The organism is Yersinia aldovae ATCC 35236, from assembly GCF_000173735.1.
GTDB classification, from domain to species: Bacteria; Pseudomonadota; Gammaproteobacteria; order Enterobacterales; family Enterobacteriaceae; genus Yersinia; species Yersinia aldovae.
The window spans coordinates 1-20136 of the sequence record NZ_ACCB01000033.1 but is presented as its reverse complement, the minus strand read 5'-3'; the positions used below and the strand labels follow the sequence as shown (position 1 = coordinate 20136).

Here is a 20136-nt window from a genome sequence, read left to right as displayed (position 1 = left end):
AGAAAGTAGCAATGGAAAAAAAATTATCAAACTCACTTGAGGTATTCATCCGGTTTTGGGAGCACAGTTCAGAACCTTGGGTAGTAAAAGACAATCAATCACGATATGTTTATGCAAACCATCGATTTAATCGATTATGCAACTTACCTGATAGATATTGTGTGGAAGGGTTATTGGATGGTGAAATACCCATGCCATCCGCAGAGTTTCAGGATGAATTTCAGCGGCAAGATCGGCTAGCGGAATTATTACAGGATCGAATAATGACACTTGAAATTAATGAATGGGATAGCCTTTCTTATCTTACCCCTTTTTTTGTCTGATAGGTATCCATTAATAGATGAGAACGGGGTGTCTCAGGGGGTTATTATTCATGGCAGACCAGTACACGATACAATGCTAACCCATTTAAATATAAAATCACCTATCTCAATTACATTTACTCCCCCATCACAGTTATTCACCAAAAGAGAGTGGGAAGTGTTATTTTATATTTTACATCACTTCTCCAGCAACGAAATTTCTAAGAAGGTTCATTTATCACCCCGGTCCGTGTGCAATATTACCCAAATATTTACCGGAAGGCCGGTGTTACCAGTAAAAAGCAGATTATCGAATATTGTCATGAGCAGAATATTCATAATTATATACCACAAAGCATTTTCGAATATTCAGGTTCTTTTCCCCTTGCTGGGTAAAAGTGTTTAAATTTAAGGAGAAAATAGCAATGGAAAAATCACTATCAAACTCACTTGAAGTATTCATCCGGTTTTGGGAGCACAGTTCAGAACCTTGGCTTGTGAAAGACAATCAATCACGATATGTTTATGCAAATAATCGAACTAATAAATTATTCAACTTACCTGATGGATATTGTGTAGAAGGGTTGTTGGATGGCGAGATACCCATGCCAGCCGCAGCGTTTCAGGATGAATTTCAGCGGCAAGATCGCCAGGTGGAGTTATTACAGGATCGTATAACAACGCTTGAAATTAATGAATGGGATGGTCTTTCTTATTTCACCCCTTATTTTGCTGATAAGTATCCATTAATTGATGAAAACGGCGTGTCTCAGGGGATTATTTGTCATGGTAGGCCAGTACACGATACAATACTCACCCGCTTAAATAAAATGAAAGCACCCGACTCACTTATATTTACACCCCCATCGCAGTTATTCACCCAAAGAGAATGGGAAGTGTTATTTTATATTTTACATCACTTATCCAGCAACGAAATTTCTAAGAAGATTCATTTATCGCCCCGGTCTGTTTGCAATATCACCCAAAATATCTACCGGAAGGCCGGTGTTACCAGTAAAAAGCAGGTTATCGAATATTGTCATGAGCATAAGATTAATAACTATGTACCACCAAGTTTTCTCGAATATTCAGGCTCCTTCCCTTCGGTGTAACCGATGCGGCTTGTGCCGATTACGCTAAATCTTACGTAATCGGCAGTTATTCTTAATTGTTCTCTCGCGAAGGTGCATTAATCGTTCTTATTGTCTTGCCACGTTTTGCACCTCACCATGCTCTATTATCTGACTTACTTGCTGCCCGTGGCTGTCAGTGGCCTGTAGTGAGCCGTTAATCGTCGTTTTTAGTGCAGTATCTGTAGCTAGATTGCCTTTTATCTGCAATTTCAAATTGCCCAAACCTTGCAGTGGTAAGGCCGGCCAGCCCCAATTTTGCAAGATATCAAGATTGACAGCGCGGCCAGTCAGTATCAGTGATAACGATCGGGCTGGTGTTTGGTCAATACTGCCGGTCGCCTCCAACAAACCCTCTTTGGTAAAAGCACTTAAATCACTAAACGTAATATGTTGTTCATTCGCATTTAGGGCCAATGACGGGCGGCGAACATCATTTTTATTGAAGGTAGCATTACCGGCATTCAGCATCAGCGATCCAGACCATATCCCCCATTGATGGTTTTTTGCCAGCAGTAAGTGAGTGCCCGACGCATCCAGTGACGTAATCTGGAATGGGAAGTCAGGACTGATATCAATCAATAAATTGCGGTTAGCACTCAGCTTGCTAACATAGACCTCAGACAACCAGTTGGGGAGCGTTTGTTGCCATTGCTGTTTCCAGTCTGAGGGCAAGGTATAAACTAATGCCACGAGAGTCAGCTCATCCAGCTGTAGACGATGAGTATCGCGTGCCCAATTCCCCTGAGCCCTTAACAGGCCATCTTGCCAGCGTGTTGAGAACTGATTAATTGCCACGCCAGCCGGCGATAAAGAAAATGTTGCGATGGGGTCAATCAGATGAATATTACCTTTGATAATATCGCCTGCATTGAAGGCCAGTTCGCCATCATCAGTTTGCCAATCACTTTGCTTAAAGGTGATATTTTTCAGTGTGAGATCTAAATCATTAAATGCCCAGTTTTTCCCTTCAACACGCGCATCAATCAAATCAAAGCGTTTTAATGTAATTGGCGGCAACTGTAAGAATGTCTGCCAGACATGCTCTAACGTGGCCGCGGTTTGCAGGCGGATATTGCTCAGACGTAACCTTTCAACCAGCCAGCTACCATCCGCTGACTGGCTGGCATTCCCGGTCAATTCCCCTTGTGCGATATTGGCTCCAAAATTAGTCAGGGTCAGGGCATTTTTCTCAACTGAGCCTTGTAGATAGAGTTGTTGAGCGGTGATGCCGTTGACGGTCAGGGAACCGGCACTGAACTGAAATTGCGTCTTTTCGCCAAGGCTATTGCCCGGTTGCGGCTGCCACGGCACCAAGCCGCCATTCACTTTTTGAGCGGTAATCTGCCATTGAGTAGCTGAATTTTTCGGCTCAATAGTCGTATTCAACGCCATATTGGTTAGCTGTAATGTATCGGCTTGTAGCGGCAGCGGTGATGCGGTGTTATTGAGGATTAAGCTACCATTTTGCAGTTGTAGATTGAGAAAATGGTGCGGCTCGGTGAGTTGCCGCCAGCTCAGGCCAAGCAATGCCTGCTGGGCGATAAGAAAGGGGGGTTGGTTGGCCTTCCCAAGAGTGATATTACTCAAACTGATTTGCCCCGGCGCTGACCATGAATGGTCTATTTTCCCCAGAGAGAGGCGATATTCGCTGTTATCACTCACCCAGCGGCTCAGCCAACTGGCGGCCCAACGGGTCTGGATCAATACGTAGCACAGCACCACAGACAGCACCAGTAGCAGTAATAACGTTAACAGCACTTTCCCGAGAAATTTCATCCGGTTTTTCCACGCCTTCGGTGATTCGGAACCCTGTTTATGCCGTAATTTGCCCGTTAGCTCAATAGACAATCCATTATCTATTGATAAAAAATGGCCAGTATCGTTTACGACTGGCCATTTCATTGATGCATTAACCAAAGATTATTTTTCTTGTGGGAAGAGCAAGTTAAGCACAATGGCAGTAATACCACCGGCGGCAATCCCGGAAGAAAGCAGTGTTTTGATCCAATCTGGCGCAAATTGCAGAATTAGGGGTTGCTGTGCTACACCCATACCAACCGCCAATGACAACGCCATAATCATAATCGCGCGGCGATTAAGGGTTTCGCGTGACACAATACGCACACCTGAGGCGGCAATCGTACCGAACATCACAAGGGTGGCCCCACCCAGCACCGGCTCTGGGATATGCTGCACAAAACCGGCAACGGCTGGAAACAGGCCCAGCACAATCAGCATCAGCGCGACAACAAAACCAACATAACGGCTGGCAACACCGGTCAACTGGATAACACCATTGTTCTGGCCAAAGCAGGAGTTAGGGAAAGTATTGAACACCGCTGACAGCATCGAGTTCAAACCATTCGCCAGCACGCCGCCTTTTAGCCGTTTCATATACAACGGGCCATGAACCGGTTGCTCTGATACATCTGATGTTGCAGTAATATCGCCGATGGTTTCCAGTGAGGTCACCATAAAGATCAACATCAGCGGCACCAGCAGGTTCCAGTCAAAAGAGAGGCCATAATAGAGCGGTGTTGGAATGGTAATCAGCGCGGTATCCACCACCGGGCGGCTTTCTGGCAACATATCCAGCGACCAGGCCAGCAGATAACCCACGGCCATAGCAATAACTAAAGAGGCGACTCGCAGGTACGGATTGCGCTGGCGGTTCAGCAAAATAATCACCACTAAGACTGCACCCGCTAATAACAGGTTTTTTGGTGCGCCAAAGGTATGATCACTTATTGCACCATAACCGCCACCAATAGATGTCAGCCCGACCTGAATCAATGACAAGCCAATAATCATCACCACAATGCCGGATACCAGCGGGGTGATAATACGGCGTGCCAAATGTAGAAAGCGGGAAAGTATAATTTCGGTACAGGACGCAATCATCAGCGTACCAAATAGTGCTGCCATCATGGTTGGGATATCAGCGCCACCATTTTTCAGCGCCAGGCCACCCATAATTAACGGCGCAACAAAGTTAAAACTGGTACCCTGAATCGATAACAAGCCAGAGCCAACTGGTCCCCAGGTCTTAATTTGCAACAACGACGCCAGGCCGGATGCAAACAGCGACATGCTAATAATGCGTTGGGTATCTTCCGCTGGTAATCCCAACGCCTGGCAAATCAATAAGCCGGGAGTTATCACTGCAACAAACATCGCCAATAGATGCTGGCAAGCGGCGAACAATGTTTGGGCGAGGGGAGGGCGGTCTTCTAAACGATAAATCAATTCGCTGGGGCGAGTGGTTGCCTGCTGTGGTGTATCAAGCTCGGCGGATTGCGTAGACATGGAGTGGCATTTCCGGATCGGCAAAGAGGGCATTTTAATGATCTGCCTCACAAAAGCAATCGGTTGCGCAGTATTTCTTTAAATAATTCTATTCGTTACCGCTTCGCATTTTTCTACGACTAAACTTGTAATTGGCGGCGTTTTTTTTTCTAATCCCCTTCTTAACTGTTTTGGCGTTTTTAAGGAACTGTCTAACGTCATATTTTTATTCGATATTTCAATCGCATGGAGTACCAAGATGTTTCATCTCGATACCTATGGCACGCTAGTCGCGGCCTGTTTGGTTTTATTATTAGGCCGAAAACTTGTACAAACTGTCTCATTCCTAAAAAAATACACTATTCCTGAACCGGTAGCCGGTGGCTTGCTGGTCGCTTTTTTGATGCTGTTGATGCAGAAGACCCTCGGTTGGGAAATCAGTTTCGATATGTCGCTGAAAGATCCCTTGATGCTGGCATTCTTTGCAACTATTGGATTGAATGCAAATCTGGCCAGTTTACGTACCGGTGGCAAAGCCCTAAGCGTATTTATCTTTGTGGTCATCGGGTTACTGCTGATGCAGAATGCAATCGGTATAGCGCTTGCTAAATTGATGGGGCTAGACCCACTGATGGGGCTATTGGCAGGTTCAATTACCTTATCGGGTGGACACGGAACAGGGGCTGCGTGGAGTAAACTATTTACTGAGCGTTATGGCTTTGAAAACGCAACTGAAGTTGCTATGGCCTGTGCAACATTTGGTTTGGTACTGGGCGGTTTGATTGGCGGCCCGGTTGCCCGCTATTTGGTGAAGCACTCTTCTACGCCAGATGGCACACCAGACGATAGCGAAGTCCCGTCCGCATTTGAAAAACCATCAGCAGGCCGGATGATCACTTCGTTGGTATTAGTCGAAACCATAGCTATGATTTCGATTTGCCTGATGGCGGGTAATGTTATTGCGGGCTGGTTGCAGGGAACGATGTTTGAGCTGCCAATCTTTGTCTGCGTGCTATTTGTCGGGGTTATCCTCAGCAATACGCTATCGGCAATCGGTTTCTATAAAGTGTTTGATCGAGCGGTATCCGTGTTGGGCAATGTTAGTCTGTCACTGTTTTTGGCGATGGCATTAATGAGCCTGAAGCTCTGGGAACTGGCTTCACTGGCCTTACCGATGTTGGTGATTTTGTCCGTTCAGGCACTAGCAATGGCGCTGTACGCTATTTTTGTTACTTATCGTGTTATGGGCAAAAACTATGATGCAGCGGTGCTGGCGGCGGGTCATTGTGGCTTTGGCCTGGGTGCAACACCCACTGCAATTGCCAACATGCAAGCGATCACTGACCGTTTTGGTCCGTCTCATCTGGCGTTTTTGGTTGTGCCGATGGTAGGTGCGTTCTTTATTGATATCGCCAATGCAATCGTCATTAAGCTTTATCTATTACTGCCGATATTCCCGGCGGTGGTGGGGTAACTGCATTTGGGGGGCTGGCCTGGCCCCTTATTGATTAAGCATTAGTGTAACGTACTCGCTCTGGCAGCCAGCGTTCTATCAATGCCTGCGCGTGTTCAGGATATTGCTGATGCAGATGGCGGGCAACCCGTTGCACTTCGGGAATCATCGCCTGATCACGCAGTAAATCGGCCACTTTAAATTCAGCACTCCCCGTCTGGCGTGTTCCTAGCAATTCGCCTGGACCCCGGATTTCCAAATCCCGCTGAGCGATAACAAAACCGTCATTACTGTCGCGCAGCACTTGCAAACGCCTCTGAGCCGTTTTGCTAAGTGGCGTTTTATACAGCAGAACACAGTGTGAAGCGACAGCACCACGGCCAACACGGCCACGTAACTGATGCAATTGCGCTAACCCTAATCGCTCTGGATTATCGATAATCATCAAACTGGCGTTAGGTACATCAACCCCAACTTCAATCACCGTAGTGGCAACCAGTAACTGCAATTCACCTTGTTTAAAGGCCAGCATAACCGCCTGTTTTTCTGGCCCTTTCATGCGGCCATGAACCAAACCGACTTTAATTTCTGGCAAAGCGATTTTCAATTCCTCACAGGTGACTTCGGCTGCTTGCACTTCTAACAACTCAGACTCTTCAATCAGCGTGCAGACCCAATAGGCTTGCCGACCCTCTTCCAGACAGGCATTTTTAACCCGCTGAACCACATCACTGCGGCGGGTATCAGGGATCGCAACCGTTGTGACCGGTGTTCTACCGGGGGGGAGTTCATCAATCACTGAAGTATCAAGATCAGCATAGGCAGTCATAGCCAGTGTTCTTGGGATTGGGGTTGCGGTCATAATTAACTGGTGTGGATGGAAGCCTTGCTCCTCGCCTTTCTCCCATAAAGCGAGCCGTTGATGAACCCCGAAACGATGTTGTTCATCAATAATAACCAGCGCCAAGCCAGAAAACTGCACCTGTTCTTGAAACATTGCGTGAGTGCCGACAACCATCGAAACCTGACCACTGGCGACGGCTTCTTGCTGTGCTATACGTGCTTTACCTTTTTGTTTCCCAGCCAGCCAGCCGACCTCCAGCCCTAGTGGTTCCAGCCATTGGCGAAACGTGGCGGCATGTTGTTCTGCCAGCAATTCCGTTGGAGCCATGAGTGCGACTTGCTTGCCGTGAGCAATGGCCCGCAGCGCAGCCAGCGCCGCAACCAATGTTTTACCAGAACCCACATCCCCTTGAATCAACCGCATCATCGGGAAGTTATGGGTCATATCCTGCTCAATCTCCGCCACTACCCGCCGTTGAGCGCCGGTTGGGGTAAATGGCAGGGCCGCCAGAAAACGTTGCTTGAGTTGTTCTTCGGCCAGTAACGGCAATGCGCGGTAGCTTTGTGCCCCCGCCCTAACAGCCAGCATACTAAGGTTGTGGGCCAGCAGTTCTTCCATGATCAACCGCCGCTGTGCCGGGTGTTTACCTTGCTCTAAATCCGCTAGCTGAATATCTGCTGGTGGACGATGCAGCGTATGAATTGCTTCCGGCAGGCTGATCAGTGAGCGGCTTAATTCGATGGGCAATAATTCGGCAATAACAGAGGTATCTAGCATTGCCAGCGCCTGATCGATTAGTTTGCGCAGCGTTGCCTGACGAATACCCTCAGTGGTGGGATAAATCGGTGTTAGCGACTCTTGTAATTCAACGCCAATATTCTCGCCATGCACCCGATATTCTGGGTGAATGATTTCCGGGCCGGTATTACCCCGTTTAGCTTCGCCATAGGCAATCACATGCTTACCTGGAGATAAGCTATTTTTCATCGCGGCATTGAAATTGAAAAAGCGCAGGGTGAGCACACCGCTACCATCGCTGATTTGGCAGGTCATCATGCGGCGGCGGCCAAAACTGATATCTGAACGGAGAACTTCCCCCTCAACAGTGACCGAAAGGCCGGGCATCAGATCGCCAATACGGTACAGGCGGGTGCGATCTTCATAACGTAGTGGCAGGTGAAGCAGCAGGTCTTGGATAGTTTCCAGACCCATTTTAGCCAGCTTTCCCGCCTGACTAGCGCCAACACCGGAAAGTGTACTCAGGGGTACGGCATCCAGTAGGCGACCTTTCATCTAAGACTCCGTGGATTGCATGGCAGACCACCATTGCGCATCGGCAATGACCTGACCCTGCTCATCAATATGGGGTTGAGCCAGCCCTTTACGTTTAGCAACGTGCGCCAATACTGGGTAGCCGCCCTCAAACAGTAGTCGCTGTTGTTCATTTTCTGACAAAACACTCTGGGTTCGCTGATACATGCCCGCATTTTGCCGCTGCCGTTGGGCTTCATATAAAATTAACGCCGAAGCGACTGAAACATTAAGCGATTGCACCATGCCGATCATCGGAATAATGATGTCTTGATCCGCCAGTGCCAGAGCTTCTTCAGAGATACCGGTTTTCTCCTGCCCCATCAAAATACAGGTTGGACGGGTATAGTCGATTTCACGGAAATCAACAGCTTTATCAGACAGATGAGTCGCCAGTATTTGCATATCTTGTGATTTAAGATGAGCAATGGCACCGGCAATATGAGTGTGTGTTTTGACCTGTACCCAACTATTGCTGCCAGCAGCAGAGGAGAGCCGCGTGTACATTTGAGTCGTTGGCCAAATAGCATGAACTTGATGGATACCAACAGCGTCGGCAGTGCGAATAATTGCAGAGACATTATGAGGTTTATGCACTTCTTCCAGGCAAACCGTTAGGTCTGGCTGCCTGGTCGTAAGCATTTCACATATACGCGCATAGCGTTGAGGATTCATAGGCGCTAATTGCGATTACGACTGACTTTAACTACATCGGGCATGATACGAATTTTACGCATAATGTTAGCCAGATGGACTCGGTCACGGGTAGTCAGGCGAATAAAGGCGCTGTATACCCGGCCATCTTTCTCTTCTGTATTCAGGCTCTGAATATTAGATTCGGCTGCATTAATTGCTGCGGTCAGGTTCGCCAGAGCCCCTTGCTGGTTGAACATATCGACTTTAATTTCAGCAATAAACTCTTGCTCAGTCTCTTTGTCCCACTCAACCGCCATAAACTTCTCAGGTTCTTTCTGGTAGCCACGAATATTACGGCAGGATTCGTGATGGATAACCAACCCCTTACCCGGGCTGATATGCGCAATAATAGGATCACCTGGAATCGGGCGACAGCACTTGGCAAAGGTGATAAGTACACCATCAGCACCTCTGATTGCCAGATTCCGCGTCCCGGACGTTGCCAGCGAGGATGGGTCACCCAGCAGGTTTTTAGCCACCACCACACTCATGGCATTACCTAAACCAATTTCTGCCAGTAAATCATCCAGTGTCGCCAGCTTCATGCGATCCAATTCATGTTTGATATTTTCTTCAGAAATATCAGACAATTTACGGCCATTTCCTAAGGCATGATTCAGCAATCGGCGGCCAAGGCTTACCGATTCGTCACGTTTAAGATTTTTCAGCAATTGGCGAATTTTGGCTCGCGCTTTAGAGCTAACAACAAAATTCAGCCAGGCGGCATTAGGCCGTGCGCCAGGCGCTGTAATTATCTCCACCGTCTGGCCACTGCTCAGTGCTTGAGAAAGCGGATAGGGCTGGCGGTCAACGCGCGCGCCGACACAGGCATGACCAATATCGGTATGCACGGCATAAGCAAAATCGACAGGCGTTGCACCGGCAGGAAGTTCGACAATGCGGCCTTCTGGGGTGAAAACGTAAATCTCATCAGGGAATAAATCAGATTTTACACTTTCGATAAATTCAAATGAGCTGCCCGCACTTTGCTGTAACTCCAACAAACTTTGCATCCAGCGCTGAGCGCGGATCTGTGCGGTGGTGCCGGACTCACCTTGCTCTTTATAAGCCCAGTGTGCAGCAACCCCCATTTCAGCCATCTGATCCATATCTTCAGTACGGATTTGCACCTCAACCGGCACCCCATGAGGGCCGATTAATGAAGTATGCAACGATTGATAGCCGTTAGCCTTAGGGATGGCAATATAGTCTTTAACTCGGCCAGGACGCGGTTTATACAGGCTATGAGCCTGACCCAACACCCGATAGCACGTATCGACTTCTTTGACGATAACCCGAAAAGCATAGATATCCATGATAGAGTGGAAACGCTGTTCTTTCAGGTTCATCTTGCAATAGATGGAATAAAGATGCTTTTCACGGCCACTGACGCGGCACGGAATCCCCGCTTCTGTCAGACGCCCTTCAATCTCCGCCAGAATTTTTTGAATCATCTCTTTGCGGTTACCACGCGCGGCTTTCACTACTTCTTTAATCACGCGGTAGCGATTGGGGTAGAGCGCTTCAAAACCCAGCTCTTCCAGCTCAGTTTTTAAATGATGAATACCCAGCCGATGGGCGAGTGGGCTATATATTTCAAGGGTTTCGCGAGCAATGCGGCGGCGCTTATCTGGGCGTAAAGAACCCAGCGTTCGCATATTATGGGTGCGGTCAGCCAGTTTGATCAAAATGACGCGGATATCCTGCACCATCGCCATGATCATTTTGCGGAAATTCTCCGCCTGGGCTTCTTTCTTATCACGGAAGTTCAGTTTATCGAGTTTAGAAACACCCTCGACCAGCTCGGCTACGCTTTTCCCAAACAACTGCTCCATATCTTGATATGTGGCAGGTGTGTCTTCAATGACGTCATGTAACAGCGCCGCCATTAAGGTTTCGTAATCGAGCCGCATCTCCGCGAGAATACAGGCCACAGCAACCGGGTGAGTGATATATGGCTCACCACTGGAGCGTGTCTGACCCTCGTGAGCATCACGCGCGACAAGATATGCCTGTTTGAGGCGCTTAATCTGCTCCTCTGGCAGGTAACGTTGAATCAGCAGATTCAGGCTTTCAAACAGGTACAAGGCAGACTCGCTGTCTAATTAACGACGACCTTCAGCAATAGCAGTTACCGCTTGGATCTCTGCGGCTTCCTGCTCTTGCTGCTCCTGGCGTTCACGCACATCGAGAATCTGATTAGTAATCAGGCCTTCTTCGATTTCACGCAACGCAATCACAGTAACTTTATCGTTTTCTTCTGGAACCAGTGCGTCTTTACCGCCGGACTGGATTTGACGTGCCCGACGAGCAGCGACCAACACCAGGTCAAAACGGTTACCAATTTTCTCTACAGCGTCTTGAACAGTTACGCGTGCCATAATTCTGCTACTCCACAGGTGACGAAATGACGGGGCATGATACTGAAACTCGGTTCAGTCTGCCAATAATTTGGTGATTAAAGCGTCATGCCGCTGTTTCTGGCGGCCTAAACGCAGTCTTTCCGCGCGAATAATGGTTTTCAGATCAGATAAAGCCAGATTGAAATCATCATTCACGATTAAATAATCATATTCTGCATAATGGGTCATTTCCGCGACAGCTTGCGCCATTCGTTTTGCAATAACCTCTTCACTATCCTGCCCACGGCCGCGTAAACGGCGATCCAATTCTTCTTTGGATGGGGGCAAAATAAAAATACTGCGTGCAGTCGGCATTTTTGCACGAATTTGCTGCGCGCCTTGCCAGTCGATATCTAAAAATACATCGACGCCGGTTGCAAGAACCTGCTCAATAGCCAGACGTGAGGTGCCATAGTAATTTTCAAATACTTTGGCATGCTCAAGAAAAGCATCGTCATCAATCATCTGGCAAAATTCTTCTTTAGAAACGAAGAAGTAATGTTCACCGTGATTCTCACCCGGACGTTTAGCACGCGTGGTATGGGAAATAGAAACCTGCGTGTCGTACAACGGTTGTGTTTTTAACAAAGCCTGAATCAGGCTTGATTTCCCTGCCCCACTGGGCGCGGAAACGATGTATAGCGTGCCTTGGACCATGATGACGTTTCAGTTGATTAGGTTGATATATAGAAAGCAGAAGTGTGAATCTCCGCACAGTATACACGGGTGCTGCGTGTCATGCAGCGTTACAACACATTTCACCTGAATGTTTCGTCAGTAAACAGCCCTGTTTTGTGATTTTGTGGGGAGTATTGCGTAATTTCAGCTTATTACAGCAACGCTAAATGTATTTAGCGGCAGTCTGCGCATTTTTCTCTTTTGGCCTTCGACGGATGAAGTATTTTACGTTTTACTTCCTGCGACCAAGGAAGGACACCAATGAACACACAGAATCTAAAGATAATAAGCCTACTTATTTTGGTTTGCATGACGTGGGGCGTCAGAGCGGAATCTGGTTGCCCTGAATGGACATCCGACAGGATGACACTGGAGATTAAAGAATTAACGAAGCAGTTAGGTAAGTGGGACATAGCTTATCATCAGCAAGGTCATAGCCCGATTGCGGATGATGCTTATGATCAATTGGTGGCGAAGTTACATCAATGGCAATTATGTCATCTGCCACATGGTAAGCAGGAGAATAAGCAGCCAATCCTGGGTAACGGGCAGTTTTCACATCCCGTTGCTCATACTGGGCTAAAAAAACTTAAAGATGAAGCTACGCTAGTTAGCTGGATGAAAGGGCGGAAAAATCTCTGGGTACAACCAAAAGTAGATGGTGTTGCTGTATCTCTGGTTTATGTCAATGGAGAGCTGACACAACTTATCAGCCGGGGAAATGGTTTAAAAGGTCAAAACTGGACTGACAAAGCGACATTTATTTCTGCCATTCCTCAATTCATTGTGGCTGCTCCCCCGTTGCTAACTCTACAAGGGGAGCTATTTTTGAAAATGGAAGGTCATCAACAAGCACAATCCGGTGGAGTCAATGCCAGAGCTTCTGTTGCGGGCGCTCTAATGCGTAAGTCTCCTTCTCTACTACTGCCCCAACTGGGTATTTTGATTTGGGCATGGCCTGACGGCCCTAAAAGTATTGTGGAGAAGGGGAAGCTATTACGAATAATGGGGTTTCCCCTGACTGCTGAATACAGTAAATCTGTTACTTCAAGTATGGATGTTACCCGATGGCGTCAGTTTTGGTTTAAATCACCACTGCCGTTTGTGACGGATGGAATCGTTATTAGGCAGGAAGAAGAACCCGCAGGTCGTTATTGGCAGGCAACGCCCGGCCCGTGGTCCGTTGCATGGAAATATCCACCTCAACAGCAAGTTACCGAAGTTGAAAATATTCATTTTACGATAGGCCGCACAGGTAGAAGCAGCGTTGTTTTACAGGTATCACCAATCAAAATTGATGATAAATGGGTTAGGCGAGTCAATGTCGGCACTATTGCTCGTTGGAAGCAACGGGATATTACGTTAGGTGACCAAGTCACTATTGCTCTGGCTGGGCAAGGAATTCCGCGGCTGGAAAACGTTATCTGGCGTGCCACCCAGAGAGATAGCGTAGTTCCGCCAGATTGGCATCAACTCCATCAATGGAGCTGTTTTCGGCCCTTACCGCAGGCATGTGAGGCTCAGTTTTTATCACGCTTAATATGGCTCAGTGGCCCACAAGGGCTGGATATTAAAAATGTAAGTGGTGGGCTTTGGCAACCGTTGATCCAACAGGGGCTTGTTAACGACTTGGTGGGGTGGCTGTCACTCACAACCGAGCAGATTGCTGGCGTTCCGGGAATAGGGCATAAGCGGGCTGAAAAAATCTATCAGCAGTTTCAGCAAACGAGGCAGAAACCCTTTTCCGATTGGTTACAGGCATTAGGATTTCCACTTAAGGGGCTGAATGAGACCCAGTGGCAAATTTTACTGGAACGGAGCATGGCTGAATGGACCTCAATGGCCGGTATCGGGCAGGCTCGGGCAAAACAGATTAAGCATTTCTTGCATCACCACGAGGTACAAGTTATGTCTAATTTCTTATCAAAACAGCATATCGCAGGTTTTCATCCCATAGAGTAACAATCTCTATGGGAAAAGCTTAATGGTCCGGGTGCTCGTATTTGAATATCGGCAGGCCAAGCCGGAACCTTAAAGCAAGTAATCGAGCACTTAGTCCGGTCGCAAGTGTAATGATCACGACCCAGTTATGGGAAAGTGGCGTATATTGCAGTGCAATATAAATCCAGGCTGCGGCAAACGAGATACCGGCATAGATCTCTTTTTGAAAGACTAAAGGAATACAGTTGCAAAACATATCGCGCAGCACTCCACCAAAGACGCCGGTAATCACTGCGGCAATAGCGGCAATAATGGTACTGTGGCCCATATCGAGAGCAATCTGTGCACCAATAATTGAGAAAACAATCAGGCCGATAGCATCAAGTACTAAAAATAGGTGGCGTAAGTGTTTCATTAGTGGAGCCATCCAGGTTGTAACTATTGCGGCAATGGCAACAATCACAATATATTCAGGGTGTTTTACCCAGCCAAGTGGATAATGGCCCAGCAGCATATCTCTGACCGACCCGCCACCAATAGCGGTTGCTGATGCAATAATAATAACGCCAAACATATCCATTTGACGGCGACCAGCAGCCAGTGCCCCGGTCATGGCTTCAGCGGTAATACCAATAATATAAAGAACACTGAGTAGCATAATGAGTCAAATTTTAACCGACAACAAAGACCGCATGGTAATCACTAAGCCAGGCTGTCGCGACTGAGATTTTCTAAGTTATACAATTTGGATTAGTTAAACTAATCTTTTATTTTATTATCTTATTGATATGTATGGTTAATATAATTTAATATAAACAATATAACATTATTAAAATTGCAAATAAATCACGTTTATTCGTATTGTAACCGCTTGATTATAGCCTGTAGTGATTATTTCTGTTCGATTGCAGAGTTAGTCAGTGGATGGTAATTTTCTCTCTGTTTGTCTTTTATTTCGGTGAGTTTTTTCATGGTAAAACAGGTTAGTTATTTTCAATATAGAACGCTATTATTTACCGGTATTGTTATCTTCGGGGCGTTATTGAGTGGTTGTGTTGATCATGTGCACCATGAAATTACAGCCACTAAAGTACCGGCTCAAATATGTACTAAAGGCCAACAGATGACACAAACGATGCTCTACTTTGGTTTGAACCGGCCTCATGGTCCAGTTATTTCATCCACTGAATGGCAGTCTTTTGTTGATAATGATGTGGCCAGCCTCTTCAAAGAGGGCCTGACAGTTATTGATGCTAAAGGGCAATGGTTGGGAAATGATGGCACTGTAGCCAAAGAAAACAGTAAGGCGCTGGTGCTGATCCATAAAGATGACAAAGAAACTGCTATTGAAACTTTGCGTACTCGCTATAAACAGTTGTTTGCTCAAGAATCGGTTATGCGGGTTGATACTCGTGTTTGTGTGGATTTCTAACAGTAGGTATTGAGCCAGAGCTACTGGCCTTTTATCTCCAAACGTGAGGTAAAAGGCCAGTGTTATCATTGTCTTTATGCGTTGCGAACAAGTTTGTTACAAGACAAGCCCTGTAATGGCAGCAGAAAGTAAACTAACTAAAGTTGCACCGTATACCAGTTTTAATCCGAATCGTGAGACCACATTGCCTTGCTGCTCATTCAGCCCTTTAATGGCACCAGCTACAATTCCAATTGAAGCAAAGTTAGCAAAAGAGACTAAAAAGACCGAAAGGATACCCAAACCTCGTGGCGACATCTCGGCTGCAACTTTTTTTTAACTCGATCATGGCGACGAACTCATTTGCTACTAACTTAGTGGCCATAATGCTACCAGCATTTAATGCATCCTGAGCTGGAATACCAATCAGTAAGGCCAGAGGATAAAATAGATATCCCAAAATTTCTTGGAAACTGATACTGAATAAAGCACTAAATAAAGCATTAACGGCAGAAATTAGAGCAATAAACCCAATTAACATTGCGGCTATAATCATGGCGATTTTAAACCCGGCCAGGATATATTCACCAAGCATCTCAAAGAAATTTTGATCTTCGTGGAGCTTATTTAACTTTAATTCAGGCTCTTCTGCCACCGGATACGGGTTAATAATAGAGAGTATGATAAATGTACTGAACATGTTCAGTATTAATGCGGCAACTACAAATTTTGGCTCCAGCATCGTCATATAGGCACTGACAATCGACATAGATACTGTCGACATTGCTGTAGCGGCCATTGTGTACATTCGGCGTGGTGAGATATCGGCAATAATCCCTTTGTAGGCAATGAAATTTTCTGATTGCCCCAGAATCAGAGTGCTTACAGCATTAAACGACTCCAATTTCCCCATACCGTTTACTTTAGACAAGAGCGTACCGACCACCCTGATAATCAACGGTAATATACGAAAATGCTGCAAAATACCAATCAGCGCGGAAACAAAAATGATAGGGCAAAGAACGTTAAGGAATATAAATGCCAAGCCTAGTTCATTCATGTTGCCAAAAACAAAGCTAGTGCCTATAGCAGCAAACTTCATTAAGGCTTCAAATAATCCAGCGAAATACTGTATGGCACTCAGCCCACTTTCTGAATGTAGAAAGAAATAAGCGAGAGTAATCTCTATAACTAATAACTGAAAGATAAAACGTAGTCTAATACTCTTACGATCACGACTGACAAGCAAGGCCAGTATTGCAATAGCGGCTAACGCCAAAAGAAAATGCAAAATTTGCAGCATAAAAAATCCATCAGGGATAAAACACAGTGAGTATTTATCCATAGTATTCAGTTTTTTTCATCATTTATCCAGCGGGTGACTCACTATTTATCTGCCAGCCTAAATCAGCCTATCAGGGCCAATTTAGCTCTTCCGTAAGGGGGGAATAGGCAGAAATAGTTCTTTATGTGTTCAACTGACTCATTGGATGGAATATGAATATGATTAATTTGCCAAGTTGCCGCCCTTTCACCGAAGCCGGGCACTTATCTCAAATATCAGCTTATTATGAAGAAGGTCGCCATACCCTATGGATGCTACTTCGTGCTAATCCACGCCCTTGTTTCAATCTGGAGCTAATCGAAAATATTATGACATTGGCTCAGGCCGCTAAGGAGTCGAAATTACCTTTTGATTTCTGGGTAACTGGCTCGGTGGTGCCAAATATGTTTAATGTTGGAGGTGATTTAAGCTTTTTTGCACAAATGATTAGGAATCACAAACGAGAGGCTCTAATGGCGTATGCACGCGCTTGTGTTGATTGTGTGCACGCAGCCTCTAGAGGGTTTGATACTGGGGCGATATCAATTGCGATGATTGAAGGCAGTGCATTAGGGGGGGGATTTGAAGCTGCGCTGGCTCATCATTTTGTTCTGGCCCAAACCACCGCCAGAATGGGATTTCCTGAGATTGCGTTTAATTTGTTTCCTGGTATGGGGGGATACTCGCTTGTTGCCAGGAAAGCAGGAATGAGAGTAGCCGAACAGCTGATTTGGTCTGGTGAATCTCATGCCGCTGAATGGTATGAGAGCCGAGGGTTAGTCGATAAGCTATTTCAGCCGGGTGATGCGTATATTGCAACACGTACTTTTATCGATACGATCCGACCAAAACTAAATGGTATGCGTGCGATGATGAGAGTACGCCAGCGTGTTTTACAATTAACGCGTTCGGAGCTAATGGATATTACTGAGGATTGGGTTGATTCTGTTTTTTCAATTGAGCCAAAAGATATTGCCTATATTGAGCGATTAGTCCTGTTACAGGATAGGCATACTTCGGTTATGCCTAAAGCGATATAGCGTGTTATTTAAGCCGTTAATTCGGTGAAAGATGTTGCGTCACCAGCCAATGCTCCAGTTCATCTGCGGGCATTGGTTTGGCGTAAAAGAATCCTTGTTTTTCATCAACACCGATAGAATCCAGGAATTGTTCTTCTCCTTTGGTTTCGACACCCTCCGCAATTACCCGCATCTTGAGTGCTTCAGCGACCACGATAATGGCTCTCACCAAAGATTGTGAAATAGGATTATTATCAATATCACGAACAAAACTTTGATCCAGCTTAATAGCATCAATAGGAATACGAGCTAATTGTGATAGTGAAGAATAGCCAGTACCAAAATCATCCAGATGAACCTGAGCACCCAAGTGCCGCAACTGTTTCATGATGTTGATAGCTGCACTTTCATCTTCAATTAAACAACTCTCAGTTAGCTCGACATCGACTAAACTGGACTCTAACTTACTGATCTCAAGTGATTCAATAAAGCTGGTTACAATAGCTTCATCAATTAATTGGCGGGCAGAAACATTGACTGCAACTCTTAGATTGATCCCACGTTCTTTCCAATCAACAGCTTGTTGCATCGCGGTTTGCAGTACCCATTTGCCTAATGGCCCAATTAATCCTGACTCTTCCGCATAAGAGATAAATTTACCCGGAGCAATTAAACCACGCTCAGGCGAATGCCAACGAACTAATGCTTCGACACTGTGTACTTTACCGGATTTGTTGGATATTTTGGGCTGATAGAAGACTTTTAACTGATGCTGTTCCAGACCTTTACGTAAATTGGTATCAAGCCATATATATTCAGAGACTTTTTTATTCATCTCTTGTGAGAAAATTGAGTAGGTTTGTTTTCCATGTTCTTTCGCGGTATACATAGCGGTATCTGCACTACGGATTATATTTTCCAATGTATCCCCGTGTTCCGGGCATAGTGCTATACCGATAGAGCAACCTGTATACACTTCTATTAACCCAATTCGGAAAGGTAATTTCATTCGGGTAAGAATTCGCTGTGCCGTTGCTTCAAGTCTACTCAAGGTAGCATTTTCGACCAGAACAATAAATTCATCACCACCCAGTCTGGCAAGCATTTCGTTATCATCTAAACAACTTAAAATAGCTAATGAAACATCTTTCAGTAACCGGTCACCGAACATATGGCCGTAGTGGTCATTCACTTTTTTGAAGTTGTCGAGATCGAGATAAATAATACCTACTGAGGTATCAGAACGTGTCTGAATTGCACTGTTAATGCGCTCATGAATAGCGTGGCGATTCGGCAGGCCAGTAATCATATCGGTATTAGCCAAGATCCTGAGCCGCTCTTGGGCACGCCTTTCTTTCGTAATATCTGTACCTGAACAGATTAGATAACGCTCATTTTTTCCACTACCGCTGTGAACGAACTTATTACGGAATAAGAAGAGACGCTTTCCTTTTACGGTATTAACCCAACGTTCAACTTCATAAGATGCTCCTTGTTGGAAGAACCGTTCAATATTTTTGCGTGATGATGCGGCCTCTTTGGGCGTCATAAACAAGTCGTAGACATTTTTACCAATAACATCTTGTTCTTTTTTCCCGGTATATTCTTCGCTCAGGCGATTAAAACGTTGAACAAAACCATCTTTATCGAGAATAACAATAACGGAATTGGCTTCAGAAACCACCTGCTCAGCAAAGGAAAGCCCCATCACTAAATCGCGAGCGACCGCTTCGGTATCGGCATAGGCAGAAGCGGTGCCTCCCCACTCTTTGTCGTTAATTTTACGGCCAACAAGATGCAAATGTAGTGGATTACCATATATCTCAATCTCAACATGCAGACTGGAAGTAATACCGGTTAAGCTGCGGATTTTCATGGTTTGAACTGAATTAAGGGGAATCGCAATATTTGTTGTCCCTTTAATTGCAGACAATTCCAGAGCCTGACTATCAAAAGCAAGCCGCCAAAAAGGGCTATGAGTACCAAAGTAGGTATTGAGGATCGACGTGTCTTGGTCTTGGAACATATGCGATCCCCTAAAAGTGTATATGTGTCTTTTACTTACCTTCGTCAGAGATTTAGAAAGGCTATAGCTGCCCTTCCCTGTGATAATCATCATCCTGACCTATAGGGCATGACTCTATCCGGAGCGCCCAACGATTAAAGTATATGTGTAATTTATTCATACCTGATCGTAGATATTAGCGATAATCATATTAAATGCTCTTGGTACTTTCAGGTTGTTTAGGTATGGATGTGAATGAACAAAATCCCGCCGCGCAGAATTGGATGGTGAGGGAAGGCTCTTTTCACTATATCGTTTGGCACAGGCCGAGT

The 20136-nt window shown here is 45.8% G+C and carries 14 protein-coding genes and 2 pseudogenes; 6 read left to right on the top strand and 10 right to left on the bottom strand.

The window, feature by feature from the left end; genetic code table 11:
• The first annotated feature begins 11 nt into the window (after positions 1-11).
• Positions 12-698 (top strand): annotated as a pseudogene (locus YALDO0001_RS14610) (helix-turn-helix transcriptional regulator).
• Between the two features lie 29 nt (positions 699-727).
• The gene (locus YALDO0001_RS14605; protein ID WP_042840167.1) at positions 728-1414 is read left to right on the top strand and encodes a helix-turn-helix transcriptional regulator; all 687 of its coding nucleotides are present in this window, start codon (positions 728-730) and stop codon (positions 1412-1414) included.
• A gap of 87 nt (positions 1415-1501) precedes the next feature.
• On the opposite strand, the gene YALDO0001_RS14600 is transcribed toward YALDO0001_RS14605, so the two are convergent.
• The gene (locus YALDO0001_RS14600) at positions 1502-3211 is read right to left on the bottom strand and encodes an AsmA family protein (protein WP_004704197.1); all 1710 of its coding nucleotides are present in this window, start codon (positions 3209-3211) and stop codon (positions 1502-1504) included.
• 144 nt (positions 3212-3355) lie between these two features.
• Complete coding sequence (locus tag YALDO0001_RS14595) at positions 3356-4741, bottom strand: uracil-xanthine permease family protein (protein ID WP_004704196.1); 1386 nt, start codon at positions 4739-4741, stop codon at positions 3356-3358.
• Between the two features lie 238 nt (positions 4742-4979).
• Between YALDO0001_RS14595 and gltS the strand changes: the two genes are divergently transcribed.
• Positions 4980-6194: a sodium/glutamate symporter gene (gene gltS / locus YALDO0001_RS14590; protein WP_004704195.1), complete on the top strand. Its 1215-nt coding sequence runs from the start codon at positions 4980-4982 to the stop codon at positions 6192-6194.
• A 34-nt stretch (positions 6195-6228) separates the two neighbouring features.
• Here the strand turns inward: gltS and recG are convergent, their stop codons facing one another.
• Genes recG through gmk form a run of 5 tightly spaced genes read right to left on the bottom strand, consistent with a single transcriptional unit; the run spans position 6229 to position 12083 of the window.
• The gene (gene recG, locus YALDO0001_RS14585; RefSeq protein WP_004704194.1) at positions 6229-8310 is read right to left on the bottom strand and encodes an ATP-dependent DNA helicase RecG; all 2082 of its coding nucleotides are present in this window, start codon (positions 8308-8310) and stop codon (positions 6229-6231) included.
• Complete coding sequence (gene trmH, locus YALDO0001_RS14580) at positions 8311-9003, bottom strand: tRNA (guanosine(18)-2'-O)-methyltransferase TrmH (protein WP_004704193.1); 693 nt, start codon at positions 9001-9003, stop codon at positions 8311-8313.
• A gap of 5 nt (positions 9004-9008) precedes the next feature.
• Positions 9009-11111 (bottom strand): bifunctional GTP diphosphokinase/guanosine-3',5'-bis pyrophosphate 3'-pyrophosphohydrolase, encoded by a 2103-nt coding sequence (gene spoT / locus YALDO0001_RS14575; RefSeq protein ID WP_004704192.1) that lies wholly within the window; start codon positions 11109-11111, stop codon positions 9009-9011.
• Between the two features lie 18 nt (positions 11112-11129).
• Positions 11130-11405 (bottom strand): DNA-directed RNA polymerase subunit omega, encoded by a 276-nt coding sequence (gene rpoZ, locus YALDO0001_RS14570; protein WP_004392061.1) that lies wholly within the window; start codon positions 11403-11405, stop codon positions 11130-11132.
• A gap of 54 nt (positions 11406-11459) precedes the next feature.
• On the bottom strand, positions 11460-12083 hold the full coding sequence (gmk, locus tag YALDO0001_RS14565) for a guanylate kinase (protein ID WP_004704191.1): 624 nt from the start codon (positions 12081-12083) through the stop codon (positions 11460-11462).
• A gap of 282 nt (positions 12084-12365) precedes the next feature.
• Between gmk and ligB the strand changes: the two genes are divergently transcribed.
• A complete protein-coding gene (gene ligB, locus YALDO0001_RS14560) occupies positions 12366-14066 on the top strand; it encodes an NAD-dependent DNA ligase LigB (protein WP_042840165.1) in 1701 nt (566 codons plus the stop codon).
• 19 nt (positions 14067-14085) lie between these two features.
• Here the strand turns inward: ligB and YALDO0001_RS14555 are convergent, their stop codons facing one another.
• Positions 14086-14703, bottom strand: coding sequence for a trimeric intracellular cation channel family protein (locus YALDO0001_RS14555; RefSeq protein ID WP_004704189.1), 618 nt, complete (start codon positions 14701-14703; stop codon positions 14086-14088).
• A 312-nt stretch (positions 14704-15015) separates the two neighbouring features.
• Here YALDO0001_RS14555 and YALDO0001_RS14550 point away from each other — a divergent pair, with 312 nt between their 5' ends.
• Positions 15016-15477, top strand: a complete 462-nt coding sequence (locus tag YALDO0001_RS14550) for a DUF3574 domain-containing protein (protein WP_004704188.1) — start codon at positions 15016-15018, stop codon at positions 15475-15477.
• A gap of 96 nt (positions 15478-15573) precedes the next feature.
• Here the strand turns inward: YALDO0001_RS14550 and YALDO0001_RS14545 are convergent.
• A pseudogene (locus tag YALDO0001_RS14545) lies at positions 15574-16759 on the bottom strand (NupC/NupG family nucleoside CNT transporter).
• Between the two features lie 194 nt (positions 16760-16953).
• On the opposite strand from YALDO0001_RS14545, the gene YALDO0001_RS14540 reads away from it, so the two are divergent.
• Positions 16954-17820, top strand: a complete 867-nt coding sequence (locus YALDO0001_RS14540; protein ID WP_004704186.1) for a crotonase/enoyl-CoA hydratase family protein — start codon at positions 16954-16956, stop codon at positions 17818-17820.
• A 16-nt stretch (positions 17821-17836) separates the two neighbouring features.
• Here YALDO0001_RS14540 and pdeR read toward each other — a convergent pair whose 3' ends face one another.
• Positions 17837-19825 carry a cyclic di-GMP phosphodiesterase gene (gene pdeR, locus YALDO0001_RS14535; protein ID WP_004704185.1) on the bottom strand — a complete coding sequence of 663 codons (1989 nt, stop codon included), beginning with the start codon at positions 19823-19825 and terminating at the stop codon, positions 17837-17839.
• Positions 19826-20136: the final 311 nt, after the last annotated feature.